A 22,639-nucleotide genomic window follows, 5' to 3' on the forward strand; every position below is an offset into this window, starting at 1 on the left:
AATGCAAATGTTTCGTTGGTTACTTTAGTGTGTTGACCAGCAATCCTAGCAAGGCGGTAATGGCGCTAAAAAAAATAATAACGTCTATCGCTCTGTTGTTTGTAATTGACGGAATCCAGTTCCAAAATAGGCTGCTAAACGATTCAGCAACAATCGGGGATTCAATAATTTGTATGGTGATGTTGTCGTGCCCACCACTGGTTAGCGCTTCGTGCAGTAACTGATCCACAGCCGTTAAACTGTTTGGACTATGTTCTAAAATTTGTGCAATGGAAGAATCGCTCAGCTCATCGGTGAGGCCGTCGCTGCACAACAGAATCCACTGATTTTTTTGCCATTGTCCCTGTGCTATATCAACTTTTACCTGGGCAAGTTCCTGCATACCCAAGCATTGGGTAATGATGTTTTTATCCGGATGGGTATCTACGTCATCTGCTGTAATTGCGCCTGATGCGTAAAGCATTTGTACATAGGAGTGATCTGTTGTCAGGCGCGTTAACTGGCCACCATATTCATCCGGTGTCCACAAATAAGCACGGCTATCGCCTACCCATGCAACCTGGTAATGCTTTTTCTGGCTAAGCAATGCGACTACTGTAGAACCCATGCCAATGGCTCCAATACCCTTATCGGCAGAGCTTAAAATGTCTTCATGGGATTTTTGGATAAGATCAGGAAGGGAAAAAGGGAGACCCTGTTGTACAAACTCCTCGAAGGTGTCGCGCACTATTGCGCTTGCGACTTCACCGGCCTCGTGGCCACCCATACCGTCAGCCACCACCCACAAATCGGCATTAGGCGCACTTAGAAAACAATCTTCATTGTTTTCGCGCTTAAGGCCCGGGTGGGTCGCGGCACTGTATTCGAGTGGATGGACTAGCGTCATTGCAAGGCTCTGTTATTAAGATTATTGCGCCATAATCGCTGATTGTGTGACTTTTTGCCATTCTTCAATTCCCGCAATTTGCGAAAGCTATAAAAGCTTTGCAAAAGCGCAGAATTGATCACACTTAGGTCCTTAGGCGAAATGCTTTTCCTAATTAAAACATCAAGTATTTAAAGGTTTACAGCTGGTGAATGTCTAAACCAAGCGCCTGCAGTTTCTCCTGTTGCCCCGCATAGCTAACGATTCCCACGCTGGCTTTTTCACTTACCAAATAGTGTTTAGCAACTCGCAACAGGTCATCAATAGTCACTTTCACGACACGATTGCGGAAGGTTTCGCGTTTTTCACGAGTGCGACCAAAAAGCTCTGCCTGATAGGTGGTTTTAGCTTCACCGGCAGGTGATCCTGGCTTATCAATACTGCCGATAACTCCCAAAATGGCTTCTTCCAAAGCCTGGTGGCTATGCTTTGTTTCCTGCAACCAGCTTAAGCAAGCGTCAAAGTCGGCGAGGGTTTCCGTCAAACGTGGGTCGCGGTAAGAATAGAAGCGGAACGCAGCGATAGTATTGTCCTGGCTTGCACCACCGCCATAGGCACCGCCTTGCTCGCGAATTGCACGGTGCAGATAACCGTTGCGCAAAAAACCTCCCAATACCGTAAGCGCCGCTGCATCAGGGTGATCGGCGGGTACCGTTGGATAGGCTTTTGCGCAAAAATTAACTTGTGTGTTGGTTATCCAGGCTTGTTTGATTTGCTCACTTACCGCAGGAATTGCAAAGCTGACAAATTTGTCGGTTGCCGATGTTGCTGGCCACAAGGTCTCCAGGGTTTTGCGATAAGTATTCAAATGCTCATCCTCACCCACAATTAAAAATTGTATGGGGGCGTTCAACATAAGTTGATGAATTTGCGTGAGGCCCTGAGCAAATTCGGTAAGCTTGTCTTTATAGTCTAATAAATTATCAAGTAGTTTTAATTCAGCAATGCCAATTAAGCCGCCTAACTCATGTGCAAGTTTTGCTGCAGGGCTCATGCCGGCACTTGCAAGAGTCATCGCCAGACTATGGCCGTGGCCCGTTACACTTTGTTCGGAGCGCGCACGCTTTTGCGCAATTAATTCACGCAATCTTTCGTGCTCATCGAAACGAACTTGCTTTAGTGTGGCTTGCATTAGTTCGCTCATGGCGACTTGATTGCGACTTAGGGCTTTTGCGGACAAGGTGACATAAGCATCAATTTTTTGTACGTCATCACCAGTGCCGCGAATGCTACTGAAAGCGCGGATTCCACCAACGACTTCTGCTTGCCAGCGTTGCACATCCAAATAATCTTTATCACCTAAAGCAAGTTCGGTTAGGCATGAGCAATAAAATGGCAAAAGCTTTTTCTGTGCATCAGTTATTGCAGGCATTTTGAAGGTAATTTGCTGGTACACCAAACCATTAGTGCCCGCGCTGTAACAGCGTAGCGGATAGCCATTAAAAATTTCGTGGGTGCCGGGAGTGTAGTGCAGGTGTTCTGGAATATCTTCCAAGCCTACTTTAGGAAGAATGGTTTCATCATCTTGCTGTAACTGACGCGCTTGTAAAGCGTGCGAGCGAGCAATGATATTTTGTTTGTCGGCAGGCGTTAACTCTGATTTTAATTTGGCCAGACGTGCCGCCTCAGCGAGTTGTACACGAGCATTTAATTGCGTATCGGGCTTCATGATTAAACGTACACGATGGTTATTCTCCAATAACCATTTCTTAACCAAGGTTTGAATAAAGTTTGGTTGATGAATTTTTTCGTGAAGGCTTTTAAGCGCAGCATCCATATCCAAAAGCGCAATAGGATCACCACGATGGGTAGCGGAGGTTAAGCCTGTTAAAATAAGCTGTAAACCGTAGGGATAACCATCGCCGCCGACTTCGCGCTGCTGTAATTCAAGCTGGTGTAAAGCAGCTTCAATTTCAGATAAGGCTACGCCTTCTTCAGCCACTTTTTGCAAGGTTGTAAAAATTAACTCTTCAATTTTTTCAGCATTTTCAATTGCGCAACCTTCAAGCCCACACACAAAAGCCATTTCGCGCGATGAATCGTCCATTCCACACAAAGGCGAGGGTGCCTGGCCTAAATCGGTTGTTTCAAGCGCTTGCTGTAGGGGTGATGCAGAATTGTCCAACAAAATATTGGAAAGTAATTGTGCCTCAAGGCTCTCTTCAAGATTTGTTGTTTTACCCAACAGCCATGCAATGACTAAATGGTTTTTATTTGCGATATCTTCATCATCTTCTGCAGGATAAAACTCTTCAACAGCTATAGGTGCGTGATAACGTTTTTCATCAGGTACGCTAATGATCGAGTCGAGTTTTTCAAAACGAGATAAGGCTTGGTTTTCAAATTTTTCTTGGTGTACAGATGCAGGAATATTTCCGTAGGTCATGAATATCGCATTAGTAGGGTGATAGTGTGTGCGATAAAAATTTTTCAATTGTTCATAAGTTAAATTGGGAATGTCTTCCGGCTCGCCGCCACTATTGAAATGATAAGTCGTAGTAGGGTACAAATATTTACAGAGTGTATGCCATAACTGTGAGGGCACCGAACTCATAGCACCTTTCATTTCATTGAAGACCACACCTTTAAAAACTAAATCAGAATTTGGGTTATCGGTTTCAGAAAATTCTATCCGGTGACCTTCTTGCGCAAAATCCAGCTCGTCAAGACGTGAAAAGAAAACCGCATCCAAATAAACATCCAACAAATTATTAAAATCTTTCTGGTTCTGGCTGGCAAAAGGATAGGCGGTCCAATCCGAACTGGTAAACGCATTCATAAACGTATTTAACGAACGGCGCACCATCATAAAAAAAGGATCGCGAACCGGATATTTTTCGCTACCACACAATGCAGTGTGCTCAAGAATATGAGCCACTCCCGTTGAGTCATGGGGCACGGTCCGGAGGGCAACTAAAAATACATTCTCTTGATTATCCGCAACCATATGAATGTGTTGTGCGCCTGTAACCTTGTGGCGATATTCCTCAACACTTATTTTCAAAGCATCAATTGTTTGGCTGCGAATAAATTCAAAAGCGGGATGGGTCATAGTTGTTCCGTCACAAAGATGAAGGTAATTGGAATAAAGATACGAATGAGTGTTGCTCTGCTACAAAATCAGCAAAGGCTTTAAGTACCGGGGAATAGTCCACCTTGCCGGCCTCTAACTTCTGCAAAGCGTAACAACTTGCTTCCAAGCTGGAAAGTTGATTTTCACTATGCGCTTTACGAATTGTGTATAAAGAAGGAGGACAATTATCCAGACATAAGCGAGGCATTGTTTGCAAGGCCGGATTGAGATAAAGCATTTTACGACTTTTACGCCAGGTCGCATCCAGCACCCATAGGCGAAGTGATTTAAATACGTTCGGGTTTTGATCATTGTTTATGCGCCAATTTTCGACTTGGGGAGGAGTAATAATCCCCAGGGATTTCTCTTCTGGCGTTTCCGGGTAGAGCAGCAGGTCGTAATATTGATCATTTCGTAACTGCTGGAAAAAGTCGTCCCCAAAATTTTCACCCATATGAATTTGGCTGTTTTTTAAACACAAATGCGCAAGGCGACCACTATTTTTAACTTCGTGCACTTCTTGGGGATGCTGCAAAATCACTAATGAAACTAGATTGTTAACGCTGCGAATGTGTTTACAGATGCAGGTTTTCAAAGGTCGTAAACACAGTTTACAGGATGGACGTTTAGTCATTGAGTTCAGGGCTTCCCGATAGTAAACCTAAGGTGGTGAGAAGACGACTTGTCACCAAGGCCTCTTTTGCCTGTTTCGATAACTTTTTAATTTCTGCTTCGCGCTTGCTGGCGCTGCTGCGATCAGGATGTATCTCCAGGAGCGCTATAGCATCCGGTGTACGTGCGCGAAAATAGCGTGCGCCGCCTTTGCCGCTGCTATGCTCTTGCCAGCGCCTTTGGATATCCGTGGTGATGCCGGTGTACAATTGGCTATCGGTGGTGCGAATCATATATACGAACCAATTTTTCGCATTCATGCAAGCAGACCGGGTATCAGAGGTGATCAAAAGGTGCAGTCATTAAAGCCATTGGATCTTGCGGAAATTAACCGTGAATTTCGTGCAATTGCCGCTGCAAATAAATGGCAAGCATACCATACTCCCAAAAATCTCGCGTCCGCAGTTGCGGTGGAGGCGAGTGAGCTATTGGCGGAATTCCAATGGTTAACTGCGGAGGAATCGGTCGAGCTCACTGATGAAAAAAGAACCCAGGTTGCTGATGAAATTGCCGATATAGTTATGTACCTAACAGAACTGTCGATGCAGTTAGATATAGATTTGGCGGCGGCCTTGGGTGCTAAAATTCAAAAAAATAAAATCAGATTCAAACAACCTTAAGAAGTTATCAATGGCGAAGCAACCCATTAATCAGGATCGAAACTTTGATGATCTTGCCAAACGTTTTCAAAAGAATATTTATGGTGGATTAAAAGGCGACATTCGCTTGGCTGTGCTCGAACGGGATTTTCGCGAGTATTTTTCAGCATTACCTTTCGGCAACGAAAAGCCTGCAAAACCCTTACGCATTTTGGATGCCGGTGGTGGACAGGGGCAATTTTCTCTTCAGTTTGCGAAAGCGGGGCATTCGGTGGTGATCTGTGATATTTCAGCCGAGATGCTAAAACTCGCAGAGCAAGAGGTAATGCAGCAAGAGCTTGAATCTCATGTACAACTAATACATTGTGCGATTCAGGATGTCTCCCAGCATATAGGTGTGTCTGAAGACAAATTTGATGTTGTTCTTTGTCATGCGGTGATGGAATGGGTAGCAAACCCTGCTGAACTCTTAGGCTACTTGCTTGAACAATTAAAACCTCAGGGGTATTTGTCGCTGACTTTTTATAATTTGCATTCGCTCATTTACAAAAATTTGTTGCGTACAAATTTTAAAAAAATTCAACAGCAGGATTTCGGCGGTTCTAAAGGAAGCCTTACACCCATTAATCCCTTGTACCCTGAACAAGTGTTTGAATGGCTAAACCAGTTGCCATTGCAGGTTCTTGCAACGAGCGGCATCCGGGTTTTTCACGATTATATTTTTAACGAAGAGCATCGCGAACGTGATCCGCAAAGTGTCATAGAGCTCGAACTGGAGTTGTCTCGCAAACAACCCTATCAATTGTTGGGGCGTTATATTCACGTGTTGGGCCAAAAACGCAGTTGATTCAAGAGAAGTCCAGGCAAACGAGTTTGTTGGTTGTTAATGTTTTAGAGTTGAATCCACTTTACAATTATTTTGTAACTGATGAGGGTTTTTCATGCAGCAAATGATGCTGAAACTTGCGTTGCAACCGGGATGCATCATGCTTATGGCGATTATGCTTCTCATTTTATCCTCCTGTGGCGGCGGAGGTGGCGGCAGTGGCAGTAACCAGCTTAATCCTGTATCACAAGCTCCGGAATCTTCTTCATCAAACTCAAGCGCATCCTTATCCTCAATCAGCTCATCCAAAATTAGCTCAACATCCAGTTCTTCATCCCAATCCTCTGACTCAAACGTTATAGATACAGTTACATTAAGTGGAACAATCACTTACGACTTTATTCCACACAACCTAAATCACATTGGATTAAATTATTCTGCCATTGAGCAAAGGCCGGTTCGTGGGGCAGTAGTAGAGCTACTGGATGATGTGGGGCAAGTTAAATCAGTTACTAGTACCGCTAATGATGGAAGTTACTCATTCACCTTACCCAAAAATTCTTTGGTGAAAGTGCGGGCCAAAGCGCATTTGTTTAAAAGCTCCGCGCCCAGCTGGAATTTTAAAGTTACTGATAACACCTCGAATAATGCTTTGTATGTTTTAGATGGTGCGCTCGCATCAGTAGGCTCGCAAAATTCAAAGCGAAACCTGAACGCGGTATCGGGTTGGGATGGTATGAATTATTCAGCTGCGCGGGCCGCAGCACCTTTCGCAATTCTGGACAATATTTACACTGCAGCAAATCGTGTAGTCGCAGCAGGAAATACTAAAAACCTAAGTTCATTAGAGTTGCGCTGGAGTACAAAAAATTCAGTTGCAGAGGGAGACGCATCCAGAGGTGAAATCGGAACAAGTTATTACGATGGTTCGGCAATTTATATTTTAGGCGATGCTAATAATGATACCGACGAATATGATCCGCATGTTTTGCTGCACGAGTGGGGTCATTATTTGGAGAGGGAAATCTACCGCTCCGACAGTGTTGGTGGCTCCCATGCAGATGGTGATTCATTGGATTTGCGCGTAGCTATGTCAGAAGGATTTGCCAACGCTTTTTCAGGCATGATGATTAATGATGTGAGTTATGCAGACGCATCCGGCGTTTCGCAAGCCTCTGGCTTTTTCTTTAGCATTGGGCGGAAAAACCGCATTAATAAAGGCTTTTTTAGTGAAGGATCAATCGGGTCAGTTTTATTCAATTATTACAGCAGTAACGAAAACAAAACGGCTAATGATTTTTCGCCAATACACAAGGTATTAAGTAGCGCTTCCTACATAGAAAATGACGCACTGACGAGCATTTATTTGTTTTATCATCAACTTAAAAATCAATTTCCTAACCACTCAGCCCTGTTTGGCAATTTGCTTCAGGAACAAAATATATTTGGCACTGATGAGTATGGGTTGAATGAATCTAATAGCGGCGGCTCGACATATACTTTGCCTGTTTACAGAAGTTTAACCACCAATAATGTGGCGGTGAACGTTTGCAGTACCGCAGATTTTGGCAAGCAGAACAAGCTCGGAAATTCCCAATTCTTAAAGTTGAATATCGCTCAAGCGGGTATTTATAACCTTCGCCTAAACAAATCGGGTGGGGCAGATGTTGCATCGAAACCTGAATTTATTCTCTATCACAAGGGCGCAGTGCTTTATTATCTCCGCAATAATGTGGTGGATACAAATTCGGGCAACCTGAGCTTGGCGCAAGGTAATTATATTCTTGAAGTGTATGATTCAAATAATCAGGATGCCGAAAATACCGAAGAGAATACGACTTGCTTTAACGTTCGCGCAACGGCAACTATATAGGTGACTACACAATGAATTTGACCTATCCAAAAATCATTTTATTGATAAGTTTACTGCTTATTGGGTTGTCAGGCTGCCATGAGCAAACCTCAGAAACAACTCCGGGAAATGCAATAAATGCAGTTAAGAAAGCCAAACCCGGAGCCGCTATCAAGCTCGCTTCCAGCCCAACTTTATTCATTAATGCTAATGAAATTGTAAAAACTGAGTTGTTGTTTGACGTCGCCGATACAAGCGGGCAATTGCATTTGGAGTTTTTCCCGTCGAATGGACTGGATATCCTTGATACATCTACGCGAGCCAGTGTTGATCTTCAGGGGACTAAGCCGGTAAAAATTCCGGTGGCTTTACGTGCATTGGAAAATGGACGTTATTATTTAAATATTCACGCAAGTATTGATTCCGGGGAATCGGTGTCTAGCCGCAGTTTAGCCGTAATCCTTCAGGTGGGTCCGCTCCTTGAAAAGTCGACGCAATTCAAAAAAACATCCGGTGAGCAAGTTATTTCATTGCCCGCGCAGGAAACCATTTCTAACCAATAATTCACGTCTGCAAAGATAGCTCAGCTCCGTTATAATTAACTTATTTGCTCTCATTAGAGGTTGTAACTTAATTATGACAAATCGACGCCTTCCCGCCGAATGGGAGCCGCAAGATGCCATTCTTCTCGCCTGGCCACATAAAGATACCGGATGGAGCGGACAACTTGACGAATTGACACAGCTTTACGAAGCGCTGGTTTCAGTCATCTGTGATTTTGCTGACCTGGTGATTGCAATTCCCGAAGGCGAAATTGAAGATGTTCGCGCTCGCTTGGCTGCGATGGATGTCCCGCTCGAATATGTTTATTTCTATCCGGTAGTTTCTAATGATACCTGGGCTCGCGATTTTGGTCCCGTCACTGTTCAAACAGAAGAGGGTATGAAATTAATAGACTTTGGCTTTAATGCTTGGGGTGGAAAATATCCATTCGATTTGGATAGCAAAATCACTCAAAGACTCCGCGAGCTTGGCGCATTTCCTTCCGCACAGTATGAAGCGCTTGATTTTATTTTGGAGGGCGGTTCGATTGAAAGCGATGGCAAAGGGACGCTGCTTACCACTACTTCATGTTTGCTAAACAAAAATCGGAATCCGGGTTTATCCAAAGAGCAAATTGAAGAGCAACTAAAAAATACCTTGGGCATCAAAAAAATAAATTGGATTAGCTCGGGCTATTTGGCTGGTGACGACACTGATGGTCATGTTGATGTGTTAGCAAGATTTTGTCCGCAAGATACTATTGTCTATACAGCATGTGATGATGAGCAAGACGAGCATTATGCGGCACTCAAACAAATGGAAGCAGAGTTAAAAGCCATGACAAACGCGGAAGGGCAGTCTTACCGTTTGCTTGCTTTACCTTGGCCAGGTGCCAAATTTAATGATAGTGATGAGCGCGTGCCAGCAACTTACGCTAATTTTTTAATCGTTAATGAAGCAGTTTTAGTCCCTATTTACGATTCATTAAGCGATGAAGACGCGCTGGATGTTATATCGCAAGCTTTCCCCGGTTATGAAATTTTTGGTATTCCCTGCTCGTCATTAATCGAGCGTGGCGGAAGCCTTCACTGTATTACTATGCAATTACCAGAAGGTGTGCTTTTACAGGCCTAGATTCATTTAAACGCTATACTCAATTCTTATTAATAAACATATGGTTTTTTAGTGATTATGGATGCAGCTTCAGACGAGAATGGTACGCAAACTTTGGTTTGTAAACGCAGTGATGATACTTGCCAATTTTTAAGTGAAATTGTCGAGTTGCGTAAGGAAGTGAATTCATTGACCGAGCTGGTGCGAACCGATGCGCTTACCGGGTTGTATAATTTTCGTTTTTTCAATGAAACTATCGCGCTTGAAATGGAGCGCACTCGTCGCGGTACCCAACCGCTCTCCATGATTCTGCTCGACATAGACCACTTTAAAAAGTTTAACGATACCTGGGGGCATGAAACAGGTAATCATGCTCTGGTTCACATTGCCAACTTAATCAAAGTGGCAGTGCGTAAGCTGGATTTCCCTTGTCGTTTTGGCGGTGAAGAGTTTGTCATACTCTTACCCAACAGTGATTTGCGGCAAGCTGCAAATGTAGCGGAGCGTTTGCGCGAGATGATTGCAACAACTCCATTGCACCTAACCGGGCAAGCCCCTATAAGCATAACCGCAAGCTTGGGTGTTGATCAGTTCTCATCCACTCACAGTGAAACCAGCCAAGATTTTGTCCAGCGAGTCGATTCATGGCTTTATAAATCCAAGGATAAAGGTCGCAATCAAGTGACTTATCCTGATCTAACAACCCAGGCACGAACTGAGTCAGTAACGCAGGAAGAAAAAAATGCGTTGTTTGGTGCGGTAGGTAACGAAGATTAATGCGCAACGAGGTTAGAATTTCATGGCGTTCCCAAAGATAGGAAACATAGCACCTGATTTTTCACTGTTAAATCAATCTAATGAAATTATTCAGCTGAAAGATTTTAAAGGTAAAAGTAATGTTCTCGTTTATTTTTACCCCAAGGCCGCTACTCCTGGCTGCACTGTACAAGCATGCGGTATTAGGGATTACGCCGCGGAATTTAAAAAATTAAATACCCGCGTGTTCGCTATCAGCCCTGATAGTCCAGCAAAGTTGCAGAAATTTGCTACCAAGTATGATCTGGAATTTGATTTGCTTTCAGATGAGGATCATGCAGTTGCTGACGCTTATGGAGTATGGGGTCTTAAGAAATTTATGGGGCGTGAATTCATGGGGATAATACGCACCAGTTTCATCATTGATCAAAGTGGTCGACTGGTTAAGATCCTCGAAAAGGTGAATACCAAGACCCACAATGATGATGTGATTGATTATATCAAAACGTTGCCCTAAGTGCGTAATGATATATAAATCACAAAATTAGTGATTACTTGAGGTTTTTCACGCTTAATTGATGGCGCATAAAATTTATTGACTATAATCTCACCAAGTGCGAAGGCGTGCCTTGATGATATAAGCAGTAACTTAGTTTCTAACCGAGTTTTTATTTAAACACCATGCCTGGTGGCGTAAGGAGAGGCCTGAATGATTCAGCTACAGCGTAATTACCGTAATGACACCATTTCATCTGAAGGTGAATTTAGCCAATCAGATGTACGTTCTTACGAAGAGTACTTATCTCTGGCCAGAATTCCTCACTGCGAGGGAGTATCTGCACGAGTTGTTAACGCACTGCACGCTCGTGTAGGGCACGCTGATTTGTCTATCGATAAAATCGCAGATGATATTGGATTATCCAAACGAACCTTGCAACGTCGGCTTCAACAGCAAAACGCAAATTTTGCACAGCTGCGTGATGACGTAAGATTCCATTATTCGATCAAATACTTAATTGATGATCATATGAGTGTTGATCTGGTTTCCAAAGCGCTGGATTTTTCTGACAGAACCAGTTTTACCAATGCATTCAAGCGTTGGACTGGCCTGTCACCCAGCGTCTTCCGCAAGCTGTTCCGCGATTACGCCTAACTGCTAATTCACCTCTCTAACGATTAGCGCTAATTGCTTGCCCTATGCAAAACGGGTACAGTTAGCGCTTTTTAATTGTTAGGGGTTTCCCATGAGTTTTTTCGTTTCTTCCGCTGTCGCACAAACAACTGCCGCCCAAGCTAAACCTGCTGGTTTCGATCCAGTCATGATTATCATGATGGTAGGTATGTTTGCGTTTATGTATTTCTTTATTATTCGCCCGCAACGCAAACGTCAAAAAGAACATCAGGATTTGGTCAGCGCTTTGGCGAAAGGTGATGAAGTGGTGATGACCAGTGGCATGCTCGGCAAAGTAGTAAAGGTTGATGAAAATTATGTGGTAATTGAAACTGGTAACAATATTGAGCTCAAGTTTCAAAAAGTTGCGGTTCACGCAGTTTTACCAAAAGGCACTATCAAATCTATTGAAGCGGCTTAATCAACTCATCACAGGCAATTAGCCGGTTTTGGAAGCCCTGCAATTTTACTAACAAATTTTGCAGGGCTGATTGGAAATAATTGTAATAAATAAATACTTTTCCCTTTTTCTGCCCCAAGCATTTGTTCTGTTCGTTTCACCAGTGCGCGCATAGACGGTGAAATTTGAAATGTCTGATAAAAATCCCGCACCAGATAAATAATTTCCCAATGCGCATCTGTTAAATCAATGTTGTCGTTTGTTGCGAGAGCATGAGCAACAGATTCATTCCAGTCTGTCAGGTTTTTCAAAAATCCTTCTTTATCCAGCTCTATTAATTGCCCATTTACGGCGAGTTGCATATCAATACCAGCTTTGCACACAATTGTGTTCAATGCTCAACTGAACGAAACCATTGTAATCTGTCAGGGATATATCATCGCGCACTTTTTCTTTCAGGCCTCGCGCAATTACGTCACTCGTGAGTGCATAAACTTTAAGGCCTGAATTAATTAGTGTAGAAAGTTCTTCAGCGCAAGGTGCTGTACCTAGCGCGCCAAAAACACCGTCTTCCAACAGCAGAATACCATCTTGATTGCCGCACACCTGTAAGCAAGACGCCAGGGTTGTGTGGGAAAATGGTGATTTATTTATTGTATGTAAAGTGCTCATATTAAAAGCTCAGCAGCTGATCTTGCTGTGCCAGTAAACTGCAGACAGCTTTGCTATCTATAATCTGGACACTATCTAAAACAAGTTCATTTATTGTTATTTGTCGTTTTATTAGCGATTCATAGTGTACATAAATCGAATTAATTTCATAGAGCGGCAGTACCGGCAAAATGGCCGAAAAGTTTTTTTGCCCAATTTGTTCAGTGTTTTGATTTGCCAATAGCTGGAAAACGCCATCATCCATAAACAATAAACCCAGCTGTTGCTCATAAGCTGAAGCAGCAAGAATTGCATCCAGAGCGTCCTTGGCAAGTGATGAGCCGTAGGGGGCGTGGCGACTAATAAATAATAATTTTTTTGATGGAACACCGCTCATGACTAGCTCCCAAATGTGATGAGTCGGTCAGATACAACTGCAGCATCAACCAGTTGGCCAAGGCCGCTAATCTCAAAGCCTTCTGCTAAATTTGCGGCATGCTTTTCATAGCGCGCGGCTTCTTGTTCATTTAGTAAGCCACGTTTTAAGGCTGCAGCAATACACACTACCAAATCCACATTATATTTTTGTGCGAGCTGCTGCCAATTTTGTGTGTAGTGTGATTCATCTTGCTGTGGTGTTGCGAGTGAGGATGCAGCATGAATTGCGTCGTGATAAAAAAATACACGGTAAAGCGAGTTGCCGCTTTCCAGCAACGCTAGCGCAAACCTGTAAGCGCTATCGCTTGCCTGGGAAGAATAGGGAGCAGCGTATATGGCGATTGAAAAAATCATCGTGACTCAATGCTTATGGCAAAAGATGATTGATAACACAAGGAATGATTAAAGCAGCAGTGTAATCTGTGCGGCACAAATAAAAAAGGCACCATTTTCATGGTGCCTTTTTTATTTGTAAATATGGCGGAAGGGCAGGGATTTGAACCCTGGGTAGGCTATAAACCTACGCCGGTTTTCAAGACCGGTGCATTAAACCACTCTGCCACCCTTCCGTTGAGGCGCAAATTATACATAGGTTTTTCAGATCAGCAATACGCAATGAACAAAAAAATGCATATAACAGTAAGATTTTTTCCAAACAAAAATCTCTAAAAACAAAAGCCGAACAAGATGCTCGGCTTTTGTACTAACGCGAATAACGAATGAGCAAAAATCTTATTCGTTAGTTTCTGTAGCTGACGATTGTCCTTGCTTTGCAAGGCGTGGATCATTTGCCGGACGAGCAATTGGGCGCGGGTTGTGCTCAACACTTGGCGGTAAGCTGGTGTCCAGTGCGCGCGCTTGTTGACGAACCGGGGCTTCAGTCACGATTTGAATGTTAGCAACAGGTTTTGGTGCGCGACGCGGATCATTGCTTGCGCGCTCACCTGATGCGTTAGTGTCTGTTGAAGTTGTAGTCGCCGTTGGTGCGATAGTTTGTGCGATAACAGGAGCTTGAGTCACCGGCTCATTCACACTTGCAGTCTGCGCTTCAAGTGCAGGAGCTTCCTCGGCAACCACTTTTGATTCAGGAGTCTTAACAGCAACTTCTGTTTCTACAAGAGGTTCAGCTTGTGTTGTTTTGGTTTCAGCAATCGCAGCGGCCAAATTAGATTCAAGCGCACTAAAGTCTTGACGCTCAACAGCGGGTGCAACAGCAACTTCTTCTACAACACGGGCAGGGCTCGCTTGCGCCGCTTCCTGGGAATCAATAGCATCGTTCACTTGCTTATTCAGCTCGGCAGTTTCAAGGCTGACAAATTCAATTTCAGCTTGTTGCTCTACAGGTTGATCTGCCGGTACAAAATCATCACGACGCGAACGACGACGTTGTTGAGAGCGTGTGCGACGACCTGCTGGACGTTTTGCAGGACGATCATCATCACCATCAAATTGTGCAGCATCTGCATCATTGACAACTGTATTATTTTCAACAATTTCTTCTGCAGGTTGGTGTGCCGGGCGACGATTGTCTCCACGAGCTTCGCGATTTTCGCGGCCTTGGCGATTGTTACGATTATTACGATTTTCGCGGCTTTCACTGTTATTTTCAGTATTGTCGCGTTGGTTATCGCGCTGATTTTCACGTTGATTATTGCGTTGTGGACGCTGTTCACGCGATTCATTTGTATCGCGCTCAGGGCGTGCATTGGTATTCGTACGCGGCTCTAAGTTATCGCTAATTTCATTGCTATCTTTGCGCTCACGGCGACCGCGGGTATCGCGACGATTACGGTTTTGTCCGTTGCGGTTACGGCTGTGGCCACGGTTATTATCGCGTTTTACACTCTTTTCTTTCTCTTCGCTTTCTGTGCCGAAGATTGAGGAAATTGAGCTCAACAAACGTGAGAACAAACCTTTTTGTTTTGCAACTGGTTGTTCCGGTGCTGGTTGAGTGGGTGCAGTTGGTTGCACGGCCGGCTTGTTTACAACCAGAGGTTTTGCTTCTTCCTCTTCTTCTTTGGCTTCGTCAATGTGCGAAACAATTTTGTAGCTGGTTTCGAGTGTGCCTTCATCGTCATCGCGTAAGCGTTGAACTTCAAAGTGCGGGGTCATCATGTCAGCATTTGGCACAATCACTACGCGAGTGCTGTTGCGCATTTCAATGCTGGAAATGGTTTTGCGTTTTTCGTTCAGCAGATAAGTCGCTACAGAAATAGGGCAGATCGCACGAATTTCTACGCTGCGTTCTTTTTGTGCTTCGTCTTCAACCAAGCGCAAAATAGAAAGTGCAAGTGAACGAGTGCCACGAATAGTACCTTGGCCTTCACAACGTGGGCATACTTTTGAATGTGTTTCACCTAGTGACGGACGCAGACGTTGGCGTGACATTTCCAGCAAGCCGAAACGAGAAATGCGACCGATTTGAACGCGGGCGCGGTCCATCAAAAGTGCATCGCGCATGCGGTTTTCAACTTCGCGTTGATTGCGTACGGGTTGCATATCAATGAAATCGATAACTACCAAGCCGCCCATATCGCGCAAGCGCAATTGACGTGCAATTTCGTCGGCAGCTTCAAGGTTGGTCTGCAGGGCAGTCTCTTCAATATCGCCGCCTTTGGTGGCGCGAGATGAGTTGATGTCGATAGCCACCATAGCTTCGGTAACGTCGATAACAATCGAGCCGCCAGAAGGCAATTTCACTTCGCGTTGGAACGCAGTTTCGATTTGGCTTTCAATTTGGTAGCGATTGAATAGCGGAATATCGTCTTGATACAGCTTCACTTTGCTGCGGTAATTCGGCATAACTTGTTGGATAAAGCCGGAAGCCAAATCAAAGGCTTCTTTGTTATCAACAAAAATTTCGCCGATGTCCTGACGCAAATAATCGCGGATCGCGCGGATGATTACGTTACTTTCCTGGAATAGGAAATTTGGTGCAGGATCTTTTTTCGCAGCAGCGTCAATCGAATCCCATAGCTGTAACAAATAGTTTAAATCCCATTGCAATTCTTCAGCGCTACGGCCAACACCGGCGGTACGAATGATTACACCCATACCTTGTGGAACTTCAATTGCGCCCAGTGCGTCTTTAAGATCTGCACGCTCATCACCTTCGATGCGACGTGAAATACCACCAGCACGTGGGTTATTTGGCATCAACACCAGGTAGCGGCCAGCAAGGCTGATAAATGTGGTTAAGGCTGCGCCTTTGTTGCCGCGCTCTTCTTTATCAATCTGCACAATCACTTCGGTGCCTTCTTTCAGCACGTCTTTGATTCTTATGCGACCGTCGGAATCGCCGGAGTTTTTAGTGAAGTATTCGCGAGAAATTTCTTTAAGCGGGAGGAAGCCGTGACGCTCTGCACCGTAATCGACAAACGCAGCTTCAAGGCTGGGTTCAACGCGGGTAATACGGCCTTTATAAATGTTTGATTTTTTTTGTTCGCGATTGCGATTCTCAATATCCAGGTCGTAAAGCCATTGGCCATCAACCAGTGCAACGCGCAACTCTTCAGGTTGGGTTGCATTAATGAGCATTCTTTTCATGTTGTACCTAATCACTTGTCATTAGTAATGCGCTAGCAAAACCAAGCGGTCAGGTTAATTGAAATGATTTGTGCAACCTTGTGGACTATTGCGCTACAAATATTGCTCGCAATAGCGGTTGGTGAGGCCAGTCACAGGTGAGTCGCTACACAGCGCCTGCGCCAATTGAATCAAGCGTGGCTTGGTTCAACCCCATTTAACTCGCGGAGGTAAATCGCGTTTACCTTACATCTACTTGTTGTTGGCGTAATCGCGTTGTTTTGGCTGGCATCGTGGCCAGTTAGCAAATGGCGTTCATCCATTTGCGACACAGCTTAAACAGCTGAACCAGCTTATTGCTCTGCTCCTCTAAAGGAGTGCGGCAATCTAAAGTCTGGTTAGGAGTTACGCATTTTATAGTGACTTTTTATAGTGGCTATGTAACGCATGACTCAAGTTTAAAGAATCAAAATGTCTCGGATTAATTGGGCGCTTTCACCAGGTGTTTGCGCCTCGAATCCATCATAAACAATTACGAATTAACAAATAGAAAGCGGAGTTCAACAAAACATTCAAACTAACAATAACGGCCAGATTATCAGCGCGATTGTTAAGGTGCCTAAACTACTCATAGCCAGGTCACCGAGTTGGTTTCGCTTGTAAGCCAGCGTGCCTTTTGCTCTAGGGCGTGACAATGCCGGATCACTCTACTGTCAGCGGTATTTCCTCGCGGTGCGCCTTAGCTTAAATCTGTTTGGATGCTTATTGAGCATCTGGATCTGAAGCAACTGCGCGACCCGGAAACCAGCCTGGATCAGCCGAATGACTATAGCAGCAATCAGCAATTGCAGCAATCTCAAGTGCTTAGCTCGCTTGCTTAAGGTATTATGCGCGCCATGAAAACTCCTTCTGCTAGCAATAAACCATCTGCTGACCAAGGTTTGCCTACCCAGGTAACCTTTGTTTCGGTAGATGAAGATCAAGCGGGCCAGCGGCTCGATAATTTTCTTATGGCGCGCCTTAAAGGTGTACCCAAGTCCAAAATCTATAATGTAATTCGTAAAGGTGAAGTGCGGGTTAATAAGGGGCGTACCAAGCCTGATTACAAGATTACTAAGGGCGATGAAATTCGAATTCCGCCGATCAGGATTGCCGAGCGGGAGCCGGCGGCAAAAGCCAGTAATGTGATGACCAAGCTACTGGAAAGCTCAATTCTGTTTGAGAATGAAGGGCTGTTGGTGATCAATAAGCCGCCAGGCCTTGCGGTTCACGGTGGTAGTGGTGTCAGCCTTGGTTTGATTGAAACTTTACGCCAAATGCGTCCTGATGCTCGTTATCTTGAGCTTATTCATCGGCTGGATCGCGATACGTCTGGTTGCATCATGATCGCCAAAAAGCGCAGCATGCTTCGTCACTTGCAGGCAGCGTTGCGAGAGAAAAATACTAGTGGTATTACCAAGGTCTATCAGGCGCTCGTGATTGGTCAATGGCCAAAGACTTGTCGACGCGTCGACGCCCCCTTGCTTAAAACCGAGGTTGCTGATGATGAGCGCGTTGTTCGTGTTCATGCGGACGGCAAGCCCAGTTTGACCGAGTTTAAGCTGCTTAATTCATACGCCAACTGCTCGTTGGTTGAGGCCAGGCCAATTACCGGAAGAACTCACCAAATCCGTGTTCATGCGAAACATATGGGGCACAGCCTGGTAGGGGATGAAAAATACGGTGATGATGATTTCAATAAAGAAATGCGTGCGCTAGGTGTAAAACGATTATTTTTGCATGCGGCTGAGCTTGGTTTTTATCTGCCTGAGGCTGAAGAAAAAACCATCGTAAAAGCGCCATTGGCGGCCGATTTGGCAGATGTCATTAAAAAACTGTCACCTGCTCAAGTGTAGTAGCCATTAGCTCAGTGCAATAGCCCTTATTTGGAGAAGTAGATTTGCTGTTTATTTTCGATTGGGATGGCACCCTTGTAGATTCCAAAGCCATGATTACACGCTCCATGCAATTGGCGGCAACAAATATGGGCTGGGAGCCGCTGGAAGATGCGTTGATCCACAATATTATCGGCCTTGGTTTACCTGAGGCTATTTTGCGTTTGTATCCGCAGGTGAGTGATCAGGAACGCGCGCGTTTACGCGATTTTTACGCAGGCAATTTTGTTCGTCTGTACGAAGAAAAGTCTTCGGATTTTTTCCCGGTTGTTCCTGAAACCCTGGAAGCTTTGCGCAACCAGGGACATTTGCTAACAATTGCAACGGGTAAGAGTCGTAAAGGCCTGGATCGTATTTTGGCTGATTTGGGAATGAGCACTTATTTTGATGCTACACGCTGTGCCGACGAAACTGCCTCAAAACCACATCCGCTAATGCTGGAGCAGCTGCTGGCGCATTTTGATGTTGAAGCTCGAGAGGCGGTAATGATTGGCGATACCGAATACGATATGGAAATGGCTCGCAGTATTTCCATGCCTCGAATTGCGGTGAGTTATGGAGCGCATCATATAGATCGTTTGCATCCCTATGAGCCTGAATTGTGTCTGGACCAATTTGATCAGTTGCTTGGGTGGCACAGAATCAACTAGTTTGTTTGCTGGCAAAAAGCAGGGGGTCTATACCTGCTTTAGTCAGCATATCTACCAATCGAATCAGTGGCAGCCCAATCAGTATGTTCGGGTCATTTCCTTTTAATTCTTTAAACAAAGCAATTCCCAATCCCTCGCATTTAAAGCTGCCGGCGCAATCGTAAGGTTGTTCGTAGGTTAAGTAGTGGTGAATTTGCTCATCCTTAAGCTCGCGAAAGCAAACCTCAAATTCCTCCACGCTAATTTGCGACTTCCCTGTTCGCGCATTTAGCAGGCACAAGCCCGTTTTAAAGATAACTTTTTTCCCGCTCGCGGCCCGGAGTTGTTCGAAAGCGCGTTCGTAGCTGTGTGGTTTGCCCGTGATTCGGTTATTTAGAACGGCAACCTGATCCGAGCCAATAATAAGATGCTGCGAATATTTCGCAGATAAGGCTTTGGCTTTAGCGATGGATAGGCGAGCTACCAATTCGTCGGGGGTTTCATTAGCTAGAGGGCTTTCATCGATGTCCGGGCTGGCGTATTCAAAAGCCAAACCTAGTCGAGCCAAGAGCTCTCTTCTATATATGGAACTGGAAGCAAGTAAAATGGGCTGCATAAGTACTCTTTATTGTCGTGAAAACCATAAATAAGGGGTCAATTCTACTCGCAAGCCACTAAATAGCGCTATTTCAAGAGTTTTTCTTTGACAGACGCAGGGCAGATCCCTATTATGGCGCGCTTATGTTTAAGACCCCCTCATTAAAGCCTTTGCCGAAGCAGGGCGATCCTCGAAAATTTGCCCAACAAGGCATTTCACTCGATGGATTTGTACCCGTAGCTGCTTTGCCAAGATTGGTAAGTGCAGTTCAGGAAGCCGCCGGGAATATCCAGGTTGATCTGGCATTTGGCATTAGTGAGGAGAAGAAAAAGGTCGTTACCGGACATGCATCTGCCGAGCTTGTATTAGTTTGCCAGCGCTGCCTTGAAAACGTAACTGTACCGGTTGAAAGTAATATCTCGTTAGGTATTGCGTGGGATGAAGAAGAGGCAGAAAAACTGCCGGATTATCTTGACCCATGGATTACTGGCGAAGGTGTAGCAGATCTCTACGACATGATCGAAGAAGAAATGCTGTTGAGTTTACCTAAGGTTGCCTACCACGAAAAGCAGTGCGTTGATCGCCAATTGTTTTCTAGCGGTAAGCCAGTCGAAGTAAAGAAAACAAAGAACCCATTTCAGGTGTTGGAGCAACTTAAGAGCTCGCCGAAAAAAGATTAAGCTTTGCGAAATCCAAGAGGCGCCTCGGTTCCAACGAGTAAGTAAATAGGAGTAGATCCCATGGCAGTACAACAAAACAAAAAATCTCGTTCAAAGCGCGACATGCGTCGTTCGCATGATGCATTGACTGGCCCGACTTTGTCAGTAGATGCAACTAGCGGCGAAAAGCACCGTCGTCACCACGTTACCGCTGACGGTTTTTACCGTGGTGTTAAAGTGATCGACAAAGGCAGCAACGAGTAAGTTCTGAACAAGACGATTACATCTTGTCTGAAAGAATTCGAATAGCGGTAGACGCTATGAGCGGGGACTTAGGTCCCCGCGTTGCTATCTCGGCTGCGCAAAATTTTACCGCCCGTTTTACTGATGTTGATATTGTGCTTGTCGGCAATGAACAACAACTCCTCACATTTTCTTCTGTTAAAAAACTATCTCGCCAACGCATAAGCATTCTTAATGCAACTGAAGTTGTTGCCATGGATGAAGATCCTTTGCACGCCTTGCGCCACAAAAAAAGTTCTTCCATGTGGTTAGCAATACAAACGCTCAACAATAATGATACCGATGCGTGCGTAAGTGCAGGTAATACCGGTGCGCTGCTGGCCATGGGAAAATATTTACTAAAAACGTTTCCTGGTGTTGAGCGTCCCGCTATTTGCAAAGCGATGCCGGTAGAGCAGGGGCAAACCTATTTATTGGATTTAGGTGCAAATACAAATTGCACGCCAGAGCAACTTTACCAATTTGCTTTGATGGGAAAAATTTTAGCCTCTTCGACCAATACAAATCCTCGTGTTGGATTGTTAAATATTGGTACAGAATCCACCAAAGGCACGGAGGTCATCAAAGCAGCACAAGATTTGTTGCAGGATGATTCGCGTTTGAATTTTGCCGGTTATATAGAAGCGAATAAAATTTTTACCGGCGAAATGGATGTCATTGTATGTGACGGTTTTCACGGCAATGTTGCCTTAAAAACCTGTGAAGGCACTGCACGTTTTATCGCAAAAAAAATACAGGCGGCATTTAAACGTAACTGGTTTACCCGTATTGCAGGTGGAATCATTTGGCCGCTGTTAAAACAGTTGCGTACTGAGCTAGATCCATCCATGTATAATGGCGCCAGTTTTTTAGGTTTACAGAAAGTGCTAGTAAAAAGCCACGGCAATGCTAATAAAAGAGCTTTTATGCAAGCACTGATTGTCGCGCGCGAACAAGTTATTCAAAACATTCCTGCGCGTATTCAGCAGGAATTATCTAACGAATCTTTTTCTTCTCAGCAATAAAGTAACTATTTATGACTCAACAAAATCTTGCATTTGTATTTCCTGGTCAAGGCTCGCAAAAAATTGGCATGTTGGCTGATTTAGCTGCAAATTATCCGGTTGTCGCTCAAACGTTTGCAGAAGCTTCGCAAGTATTGGGATACGATTTATGGGATCTCGTACAAAACGGTGCGCAAGAAGATATTAATTTAACCGAGCGCACTCAGCCGTTATTGTTAACGGCAAGTGTTGCTGTTTGGCGCGTTTGGCAAGAGAAAAATGGTGTACAGCCTGCATTGGTTTCTGGTCACAGTTTGGGTGAGTGGTCTGCCTTGGTTTGTGCTGGTGTGGTTGCGTTTACCGATGCAGTAAAGCTTGTTCAGCAGCGCGGAAAATTTATGCAAGAAGCTGTGCCTGCCGGTCAGGGTGCAATGGCTGCAATTATTGGTTTAGATGATGCATTAATTATTGAAGCTTGTAAAAATGCCGAGCAAGGTGAAGTTGTTTCTGCAGTGAATTTCAATTCACCTGGTCAGGTTGTTATCGCAGGTACGGCGGCGGCTGTTGAGCGTGCAAGCGCACTTTGTAAAGAGGCCGGCGCAAAACGTGCATTGCCTTTACCAGTAAGCGCACCATTTCATACTTCGTTAATGAAACCTGCTGCAGATCGTTTGGCAGAACACATTAATGCTACTGAATTTAAAGCACCGCAAATTCCTGTTGTGCATAACGTAAGTGCCCAAACAGAAACTGATCCCGCAAAAATTAAAGCGTTAATGATTGAGCAAATTTACAGCGCGGTTCGCTGGGTTGAGTGTGTAAATACAATGAGCCAAGCGGGCATTACAGCTACGATTGAGTGTGGTCCGGGCAAAGTATTATCAGGTTTAAACAAGCGCATTAATGCAGAATTAACTACGCTTTCGATTGAAAAGTCGGAAGAAGTCGATGCTGTTTTGGCTCAATTTTAATCCATCAATTTACTAGAA

General features: G+C 44.6%; 25 protein-coding genes and 1 tRNA gene. 15 read left to right on the plus strand and 11 right to left on the minus strand.

Annotated features, from left to right (window positions below; translation table 11 throughout):
- Positions 1–19: 19 nt before the first annotated feature.
- The 4 genes from IE104_RS06870 to IE104_RS06885 all read right to left on the minus strand — a co-directional run bounded on the left by IE104_RS06870 (position 20) and on the right by IE104_RS06885 (position 4,930).
- A complete protein-coding gene (locus tag IE104_RS06870) occupies positions 20–886 on the minus strand; it encodes a PP2C family protein-serine/threonine phosphatase (RefSeq protein ID WP_189416959.1) in 867 nt (288 codons plus the stop codon).
- Between the two features lie 178 nt (positions 887–1,064).
- Positions 1,065–3,977, minus strand: coding sequence for an insulinase family protein (locus IE104_RS06875; protein WP_189416961.1), 2,913 nt, complete (start codon positions 3,975–3,977; stop codon positions 1,065–1,067).
- A 10-nt stretch (positions 3,978–3,987) separates the two neighbouring features.
- Positions 3,988–4,632, minus strand: a complete 645-nt coding sequence (locus IE104_RS06880; protein WP_189416962.1) for a tRNA-uridine aminocarboxypropyltransferase — start codon at positions 4,630–4,632, stop codon at positions 3,988–3,990.
- Positions 4,625–4,930 (minus strand): GIY-YIG nuclease family protein, encoded by a 306-nt coding sequence (locus tag IE104_RS06885; RefSeq protein WP_189416964.1) that lies wholly within the window; start codon positions 4,928–4,930, stop codon positions 4,625–4,627. The genes IE104_RS06880 and IE104_RS06885 overlap by 8 nt, the downstream gene beginning before the upstream one ends.
- A gap of 33 nt (positions 4,931–4,963) precedes the next feature.
- Here IE104_RS06885 and IE104_RS06890 point away from each other — a divergent pair, with 33 nt between their 5' ends.
- The 9 genes from IE104_RS06890 to yajC all read left to right on the plus strand — a co-directional run bounded on the left by IE104_RS06890 (position 4,964) and on the right by yajC (position 11,951).
- Entirely contained in the window at positions 4,964–5,290 is a 327-nt protein-coding gene (locus IE104_RS06890; RefSeq protein WP_229837682.1) for a nucleotide pyrophosphohydrolase, read from the plus strand.
- 10 nt (positions 5,291–5,300) lie between these two features.
- Positions 5,301–6,116 (plus strand): methyltransferase domain-containing protein, encoded by an 816-nt coding sequence (locus tag IE104_RS06895; protein ID WP_189416967.1) that lies wholly within the window; start codon positions 5,301–5,303, stop codon positions 6,114–6,116.
- Positions 6,117–6,210: 94 nt separating this feature from the next.
- Positions 6,211–7,968 (plus strand): hypothetical protein, encoded by a 1,758-nt coding sequence (locus tag IE104_RS06900; RefSeq protein WP_189416969.1) that lies wholly within the window; start codon positions 6,211–6,213, stop codon positions 7,966–7,968.
- A gap of 11 nt (positions 7,969–7,979) precedes the next feature.
- Positions 7,980–8,510, plus strand: coding sequence for a hypothetical protein (locus IE104_RS06905; RefSeq protein WP_189416970.1), 531 nt, complete (start codon positions 7,980–7,982; stop codon positions 8,508–8,510).
- A gap of 73 nt (positions 8,511–8,583) precedes the next feature.
- Positions 8,584–9,624: an agmatine deiminase family protein gene (locus IE104_RS06910; protein ID WP_189416972.1), complete on the plus strand. Its 1,041-nt coding sequence runs from the start codon at positions 8,584–8,586 to the stop codon at positions 9,622–9,624.
- 57 nt (positions 9,625–9,681) lie between these two features.
- Positions 9,682–10,380 (plus strand): GGDEF domain-containing protein, encoded by a 699-nt coding sequence (locus IE104_RS06915; protein WP_229837812.1) that lies wholly within the window; start codon positions 9,682–9,684, stop codon positions 10,378–10,380.
- Positions 10,381–10,402: 22 nt separating this feature from the next.
- The gene (gene bcp, locus IE104_RS06920) at positions 10,403–10,876 is read left to right on the plus strand and encodes a thioredoxin-dependent thiol peroxidase (protein WP_189416975.1); all 474 of its coding nucleotides are present in this window, start codon (positions 10,403–10,405) and stop codon (positions 10,874–10,876) included.
- Positions 10,877–11,068: 192 nt separating this feature from the next.
- Entirely contained in the window at positions 11,069–11,512 is a 444-nt protein-coding gene (locus IE104_RS06925; RefSeq protein ID WP_189416977.1) for a helix-turn-helix domain-containing protein, read from the plus strand.
- Between the two features lie 91 nt (positions 11,513–11,603).
- Positions 11,604–11,951, plus strand: coding sequence for a preprotein translocase subunit YajC (gene yajC / locus IE104_RS06930; protein ID WP_189416979.1), 348 nt, complete (start codon positions 11,604–11,606; stop codon positions 11,949–11,951).
- An 8-nt stretch (positions 11,952–11,959) separates the two neighbouring features.
- On the opposite strand, the gene IE104_RS06935 is transcribed toward yajC, so the two are convergent.
- The 6 genes from IE104_RS06935 to rne form a co-directional block, all read right to left on the minus strand.
- On the minus strand, positions 11,960–12,292 hold the full coding sequence (locus tag IE104_RS06935; protein WP_189416981.1) for a TusE/DsrC/DsvC family sulfur relay protein: 333 nt from the start codon (positions 12,290–12,292) through the stop codon (positions 11,960–11,962).
- A gap of 1 nt (position 12,293) precedes the next feature.
- Positions 12,294–12,602, minus strand: a complete 309-nt coding sequence (tusB, locus tag IE104_RS06940; RefSeq protein ID WP_189416983.1) for a sulfurtransferase complex subunit TusB — start codon at positions 12,600–12,602, stop codon at positions 12,294–12,296.
- Position 12,603: 1 nt separating this feature from the next.
- A complete protein-coding gene (tusC, locus tag IE104_RS06945) occupies positions 12,604–12,978 on the minus strand; it encodes a sulfurtransferase complex subunit TusC (RefSeq protein WP_189416985.1) in 375 nt (124 codons plus the stop codon).
- A 2-nt stretch (positions 12,979–12,980) separates the two neighbouring features.
- Entirely contained in the window at positions 12,981–13,373 is a 393-nt protein-coding gene (tusD, locus tag IE104_RS06950; RefSeq protein WP_189416986.1) for a sulfurtransferase complex subunit TusD, read from the minus strand.
- A 124-nt stretch (positions 13,374–13,497) separates the two neighbouring features.
- Positions 13,498–13,588 (minus strand) — tRNA-Ser (locus IE104_RS06955).
- A gap of 163 nt (positions 13,589–13,751) precedes the next feature.
- Positions 13,752–16,565: a ribonuclease E gene (gene rne, locus IE104_RS06960; protein WP_189416988.1), complete on the minus strand. Its 2,814-nt coding sequence runs from the start codon at positions 16,563–16,565 to the stop codon at positions 13,752–13,754.
- 875 nt (positions 16,566–17,440) lie between these two features.
- On the opposite strand from rne, the gene rluC reads away from it, so the two are divergent.
- Both rluC and IE104_RS06970 read left to right on the plus strand, forming a co-directional pair.
- The gene (rluC, locus tag IE104_RS06965) at positions 17,441–18,439 is read left to right on the plus strand and encodes a 23S rRNA pseudouridine(955/2504/2580) synthase RluC (protein ID WP_229837683.1); all 999 of its coding nucleotides are present in this window, start codon (positions 17,441–17,443) and stop codon (positions 18,437–18,439) included.
- A gap of 44 nt (positions 18,440–18,483) precedes the next feature.
- The gene (locus tag IE104_RS06970; protein WP_189416991.1) at positions 18,484–19,128 is read left to right on the plus strand and encodes an HAD-IA family hydrolase; all 645 of its coding nucleotides are present in this window, start codon (positions 18,484–18,486) and stop codon (positions 19,126–19,128) included.
- Here IE104_RS06970 and IE104_RS06975 read toward each other — a convergent pair.
- Positions 19,121–19,723 (minus strand): Maf family protein, encoded by a 603-nt coding sequence (locus IE104_RS06975; RefSeq protein ID WP_189416993.1) that lies wholly within the window; start codon positions 19,721–19,723, stop codon positions 19,121–19,123. The genes IE104_RS06970 and IE104_RS06975 overlap by 8 nt on opposite strands.
- Positions 19,724–19,848: 125 nt before the next feature.
- Between IE104_RS06975 and IE104_RS06980 the strand changes: the two genes are divergently transcribed.
- From IE104_RS06980 to fabD, 4 genes are read left to right on the plus strand one after another with little or no spacing between them, the layout of a single operon-like run.
- The gene (locus IE104_RS06980; RefSeq protein ID WP_189416994.1) at positions 19,849–20,385 is read left to right on the plus strand and encodes a YceD family protein; all 537 of its coding nucleotides are present in this window, start codon (positions 19,849–19,851) and stop codon (positions 20,383–20,385) included.
- 60 nt (positions 20,386–20,445) lie between these two features.
- Positions 20,446–20,628, plus strand: a complete 183-nt coding sequence (gene rpmF, locus IE104_RS06985) for a 50S ribosomal protein L32 (protein WP_189416995.1) — start codon at positions 20,446–20,448, stop codon at positions 20,626–20,628.
- A 23-nt stretch (positions 20,629–20,651) separates the two neighbouring features.
- Positions 20,652–21,671 (plus strand): phosphate acyltransferase PlsX, encoded by a 1,020-nt coding sequence (gene plsX / locus IE104_RS06990; RefSeq protein WP_189416997.1) that lies wholly within the window; start codon positions 20,652–20,654, stop codon positions 21,669–21,671.
- Between the two features lie 11 nt (positions 21,672–21,682).
- Entirely contained in the window at positions 21,683–22,621 is a 939-nt protein-coding gene (gene fabD / locus IE104_RS06995) for an ACP S-malonyltransferase (RefSeq protein WP_189416999.1), read from the plus strand.
- Positions 22,622–22,639 lie beyond the last annotated feature (18 nt).

Origin of the sequence: Cellvibrio zantedeschiae (genome assembly GCF_014652535.1) — a bacterium.
Classification (GTDB): domain Bacteria; phylum Pseudomonadota; class Gammaproteobacteria; order Pseudomonadales; family Cellvibrionaceae; genus Cellvibrio; species Cellvibrio zantedeschiae.

Excerpts from the sequence above, each read along its gene's own strand:
- IE104_RS06870 (WP_189416959.1), bottom strand. The coding sequence starts at position 886 with ATGACGCTAGTCCATCCACTCGAATACAGTGCCGCGACCCACCCGGGC.
- IE104_RS06875 (WP_189416961.1), bottom strand. The coding sequence starts at position 3,977 with ATGACCCATCCCGCTTTTGAATTTATTCGCAGCCAAACAATTGATGCT.
- IE104_RS06880 (WP_189416962.1), bottom strand. The coding sequence starts at position 4,632 with ATGACTAAACGTCCATCCTGTAAACTGTGTTTACGACCTTTGAAAACC.
- IE104_RS06885 (WP_189416964.1), bottom strand. The coding sequence starts at position 4,930 with ATGAATGCGAAAAATTGGTTCGTATATATGATTCGCACCACCGATAGC.
- IE104_RS06895 (WP_189416967.1), top strand. The coding sequence starts at position 5,301 with ATGGCGAAGCAACCCATTAATCAGGATCGAAACTTTGATGATCTTGCC.
- IE104_RS06900 (WP_189416969.1), top strand. The coding sequence starts at position 6,211 with ATGCAGCAAATGATGCTGAAACTTGCGTTGCAACCGGGATGCATCATG.
- IE104_RS06905 (WP_189416970.1), top strand. The coding sequence starts at position 7,980 with ATGAATTTGACCTATCCAAAAATCATTTTATTGATAAGTTTACTGCTT.
- IE104_RS06910 (WP_189416972.1), top strand. The coding sequence starts at position 8,584 with ATGACAAATCGACGCCTTCCCGCCGAATGGGAGCCGCAAGATGCCATT.
- IE104_RS06915 (WP_229837812.1), top strand. The coding sequence starts at position 9,682 with ATGGATGCAGCTTCAGACGAGAATGGTACGCAAACTTTGGTTTGTAAA.
- bcp (WP_189416975.1), top strand. The coding sequence starts at position 10,403 with ATGGCGTTCCCAAAGATAGGAAACATAGCACCTGATTTTTCACTGTTA.
- IE104_RS06925 (WP_189416977.1), top strand. The coding sequence starts at position 11,069 with ATGATTCAGCTACAGCGTAATTACCGTAATGACACCATTTCATCTGAA.
- yajC (WP_189416979.1), top strand. The coding sequence starts at position 11,604 with ATGAGTTTTTTCGTTTCTTCCGCTGTCGCACAAACAACTGCCGCCCAA.
- IE104_RS06935 (WP_189416981.1), bottom strand. The coding sequence starts at position 12,292 with ATGCAACTCGCCGTAAATGGGCAATTAATAGAGCTGGATAAAGAAGGA.
- tusB (WP_189416983.1), bottom strand. The coding sequence starts at position 12,602 with ATGAGCACTTTACATACAATAAATAAATCACCATTTTCCCACACAACC.
- tusC (WP_189416985.1), bottom strand. The coding sequence starts at position 12,978 with ATGAGCGGTGTTCCATCAAAAAAATTATTATTTATTAGTCGCCACGCC.
- tusD (WP_189416986.1), bottom strand. The coding sequence starts at position 13,373 with ATGATTTTTTCAATCGCCATATACGCTGCTCCCTATTCTTCCCAGGCA.
- rne (WP_189416988.1), bottom strand. The coding sequence starts at position 16,565 with ATGAAAAGAATGCTCATTAATGCAACCCAACCTGAAGAGTTGCGCGTT.
- rluC (WP_229837683.1), top strand. The coding sequence starts at position 17,441 with ATGAAAACTCCTTCTGCTAGCAATAAACCATCTGCTGACCAAGGTTTG.
- IE104_RS06975 (WP_189416993.1), bottom strand. The coding sequence starts at position 19,723 with ATGCAGCCCATTTTACTTGCTTCCAGTTCCATATATAGAAGAGAGCTC.
- IE104_RS06980 (WP_189416994.1), top strand. The coding sequence starts at position 19,849 with ATGTTTAAGACCCCCTCATTAAAGCCTTTGCCGAAGCAGGGCGATCCT.
- rpmF (WP_189416995.1), top strand. The coding sequence starts at position 20,446 with ATGGCAGTACAACAAAACAAAAAATCTCGTTCAAAGCGCGACATGCGT.
- fabD (WP_189416999.1), top strand. The coding sequence starts at position 21,683 with ATGACTCAACAAAATCTTGCATTTGTATTTCCTGGTCAAGGCTCGCAA.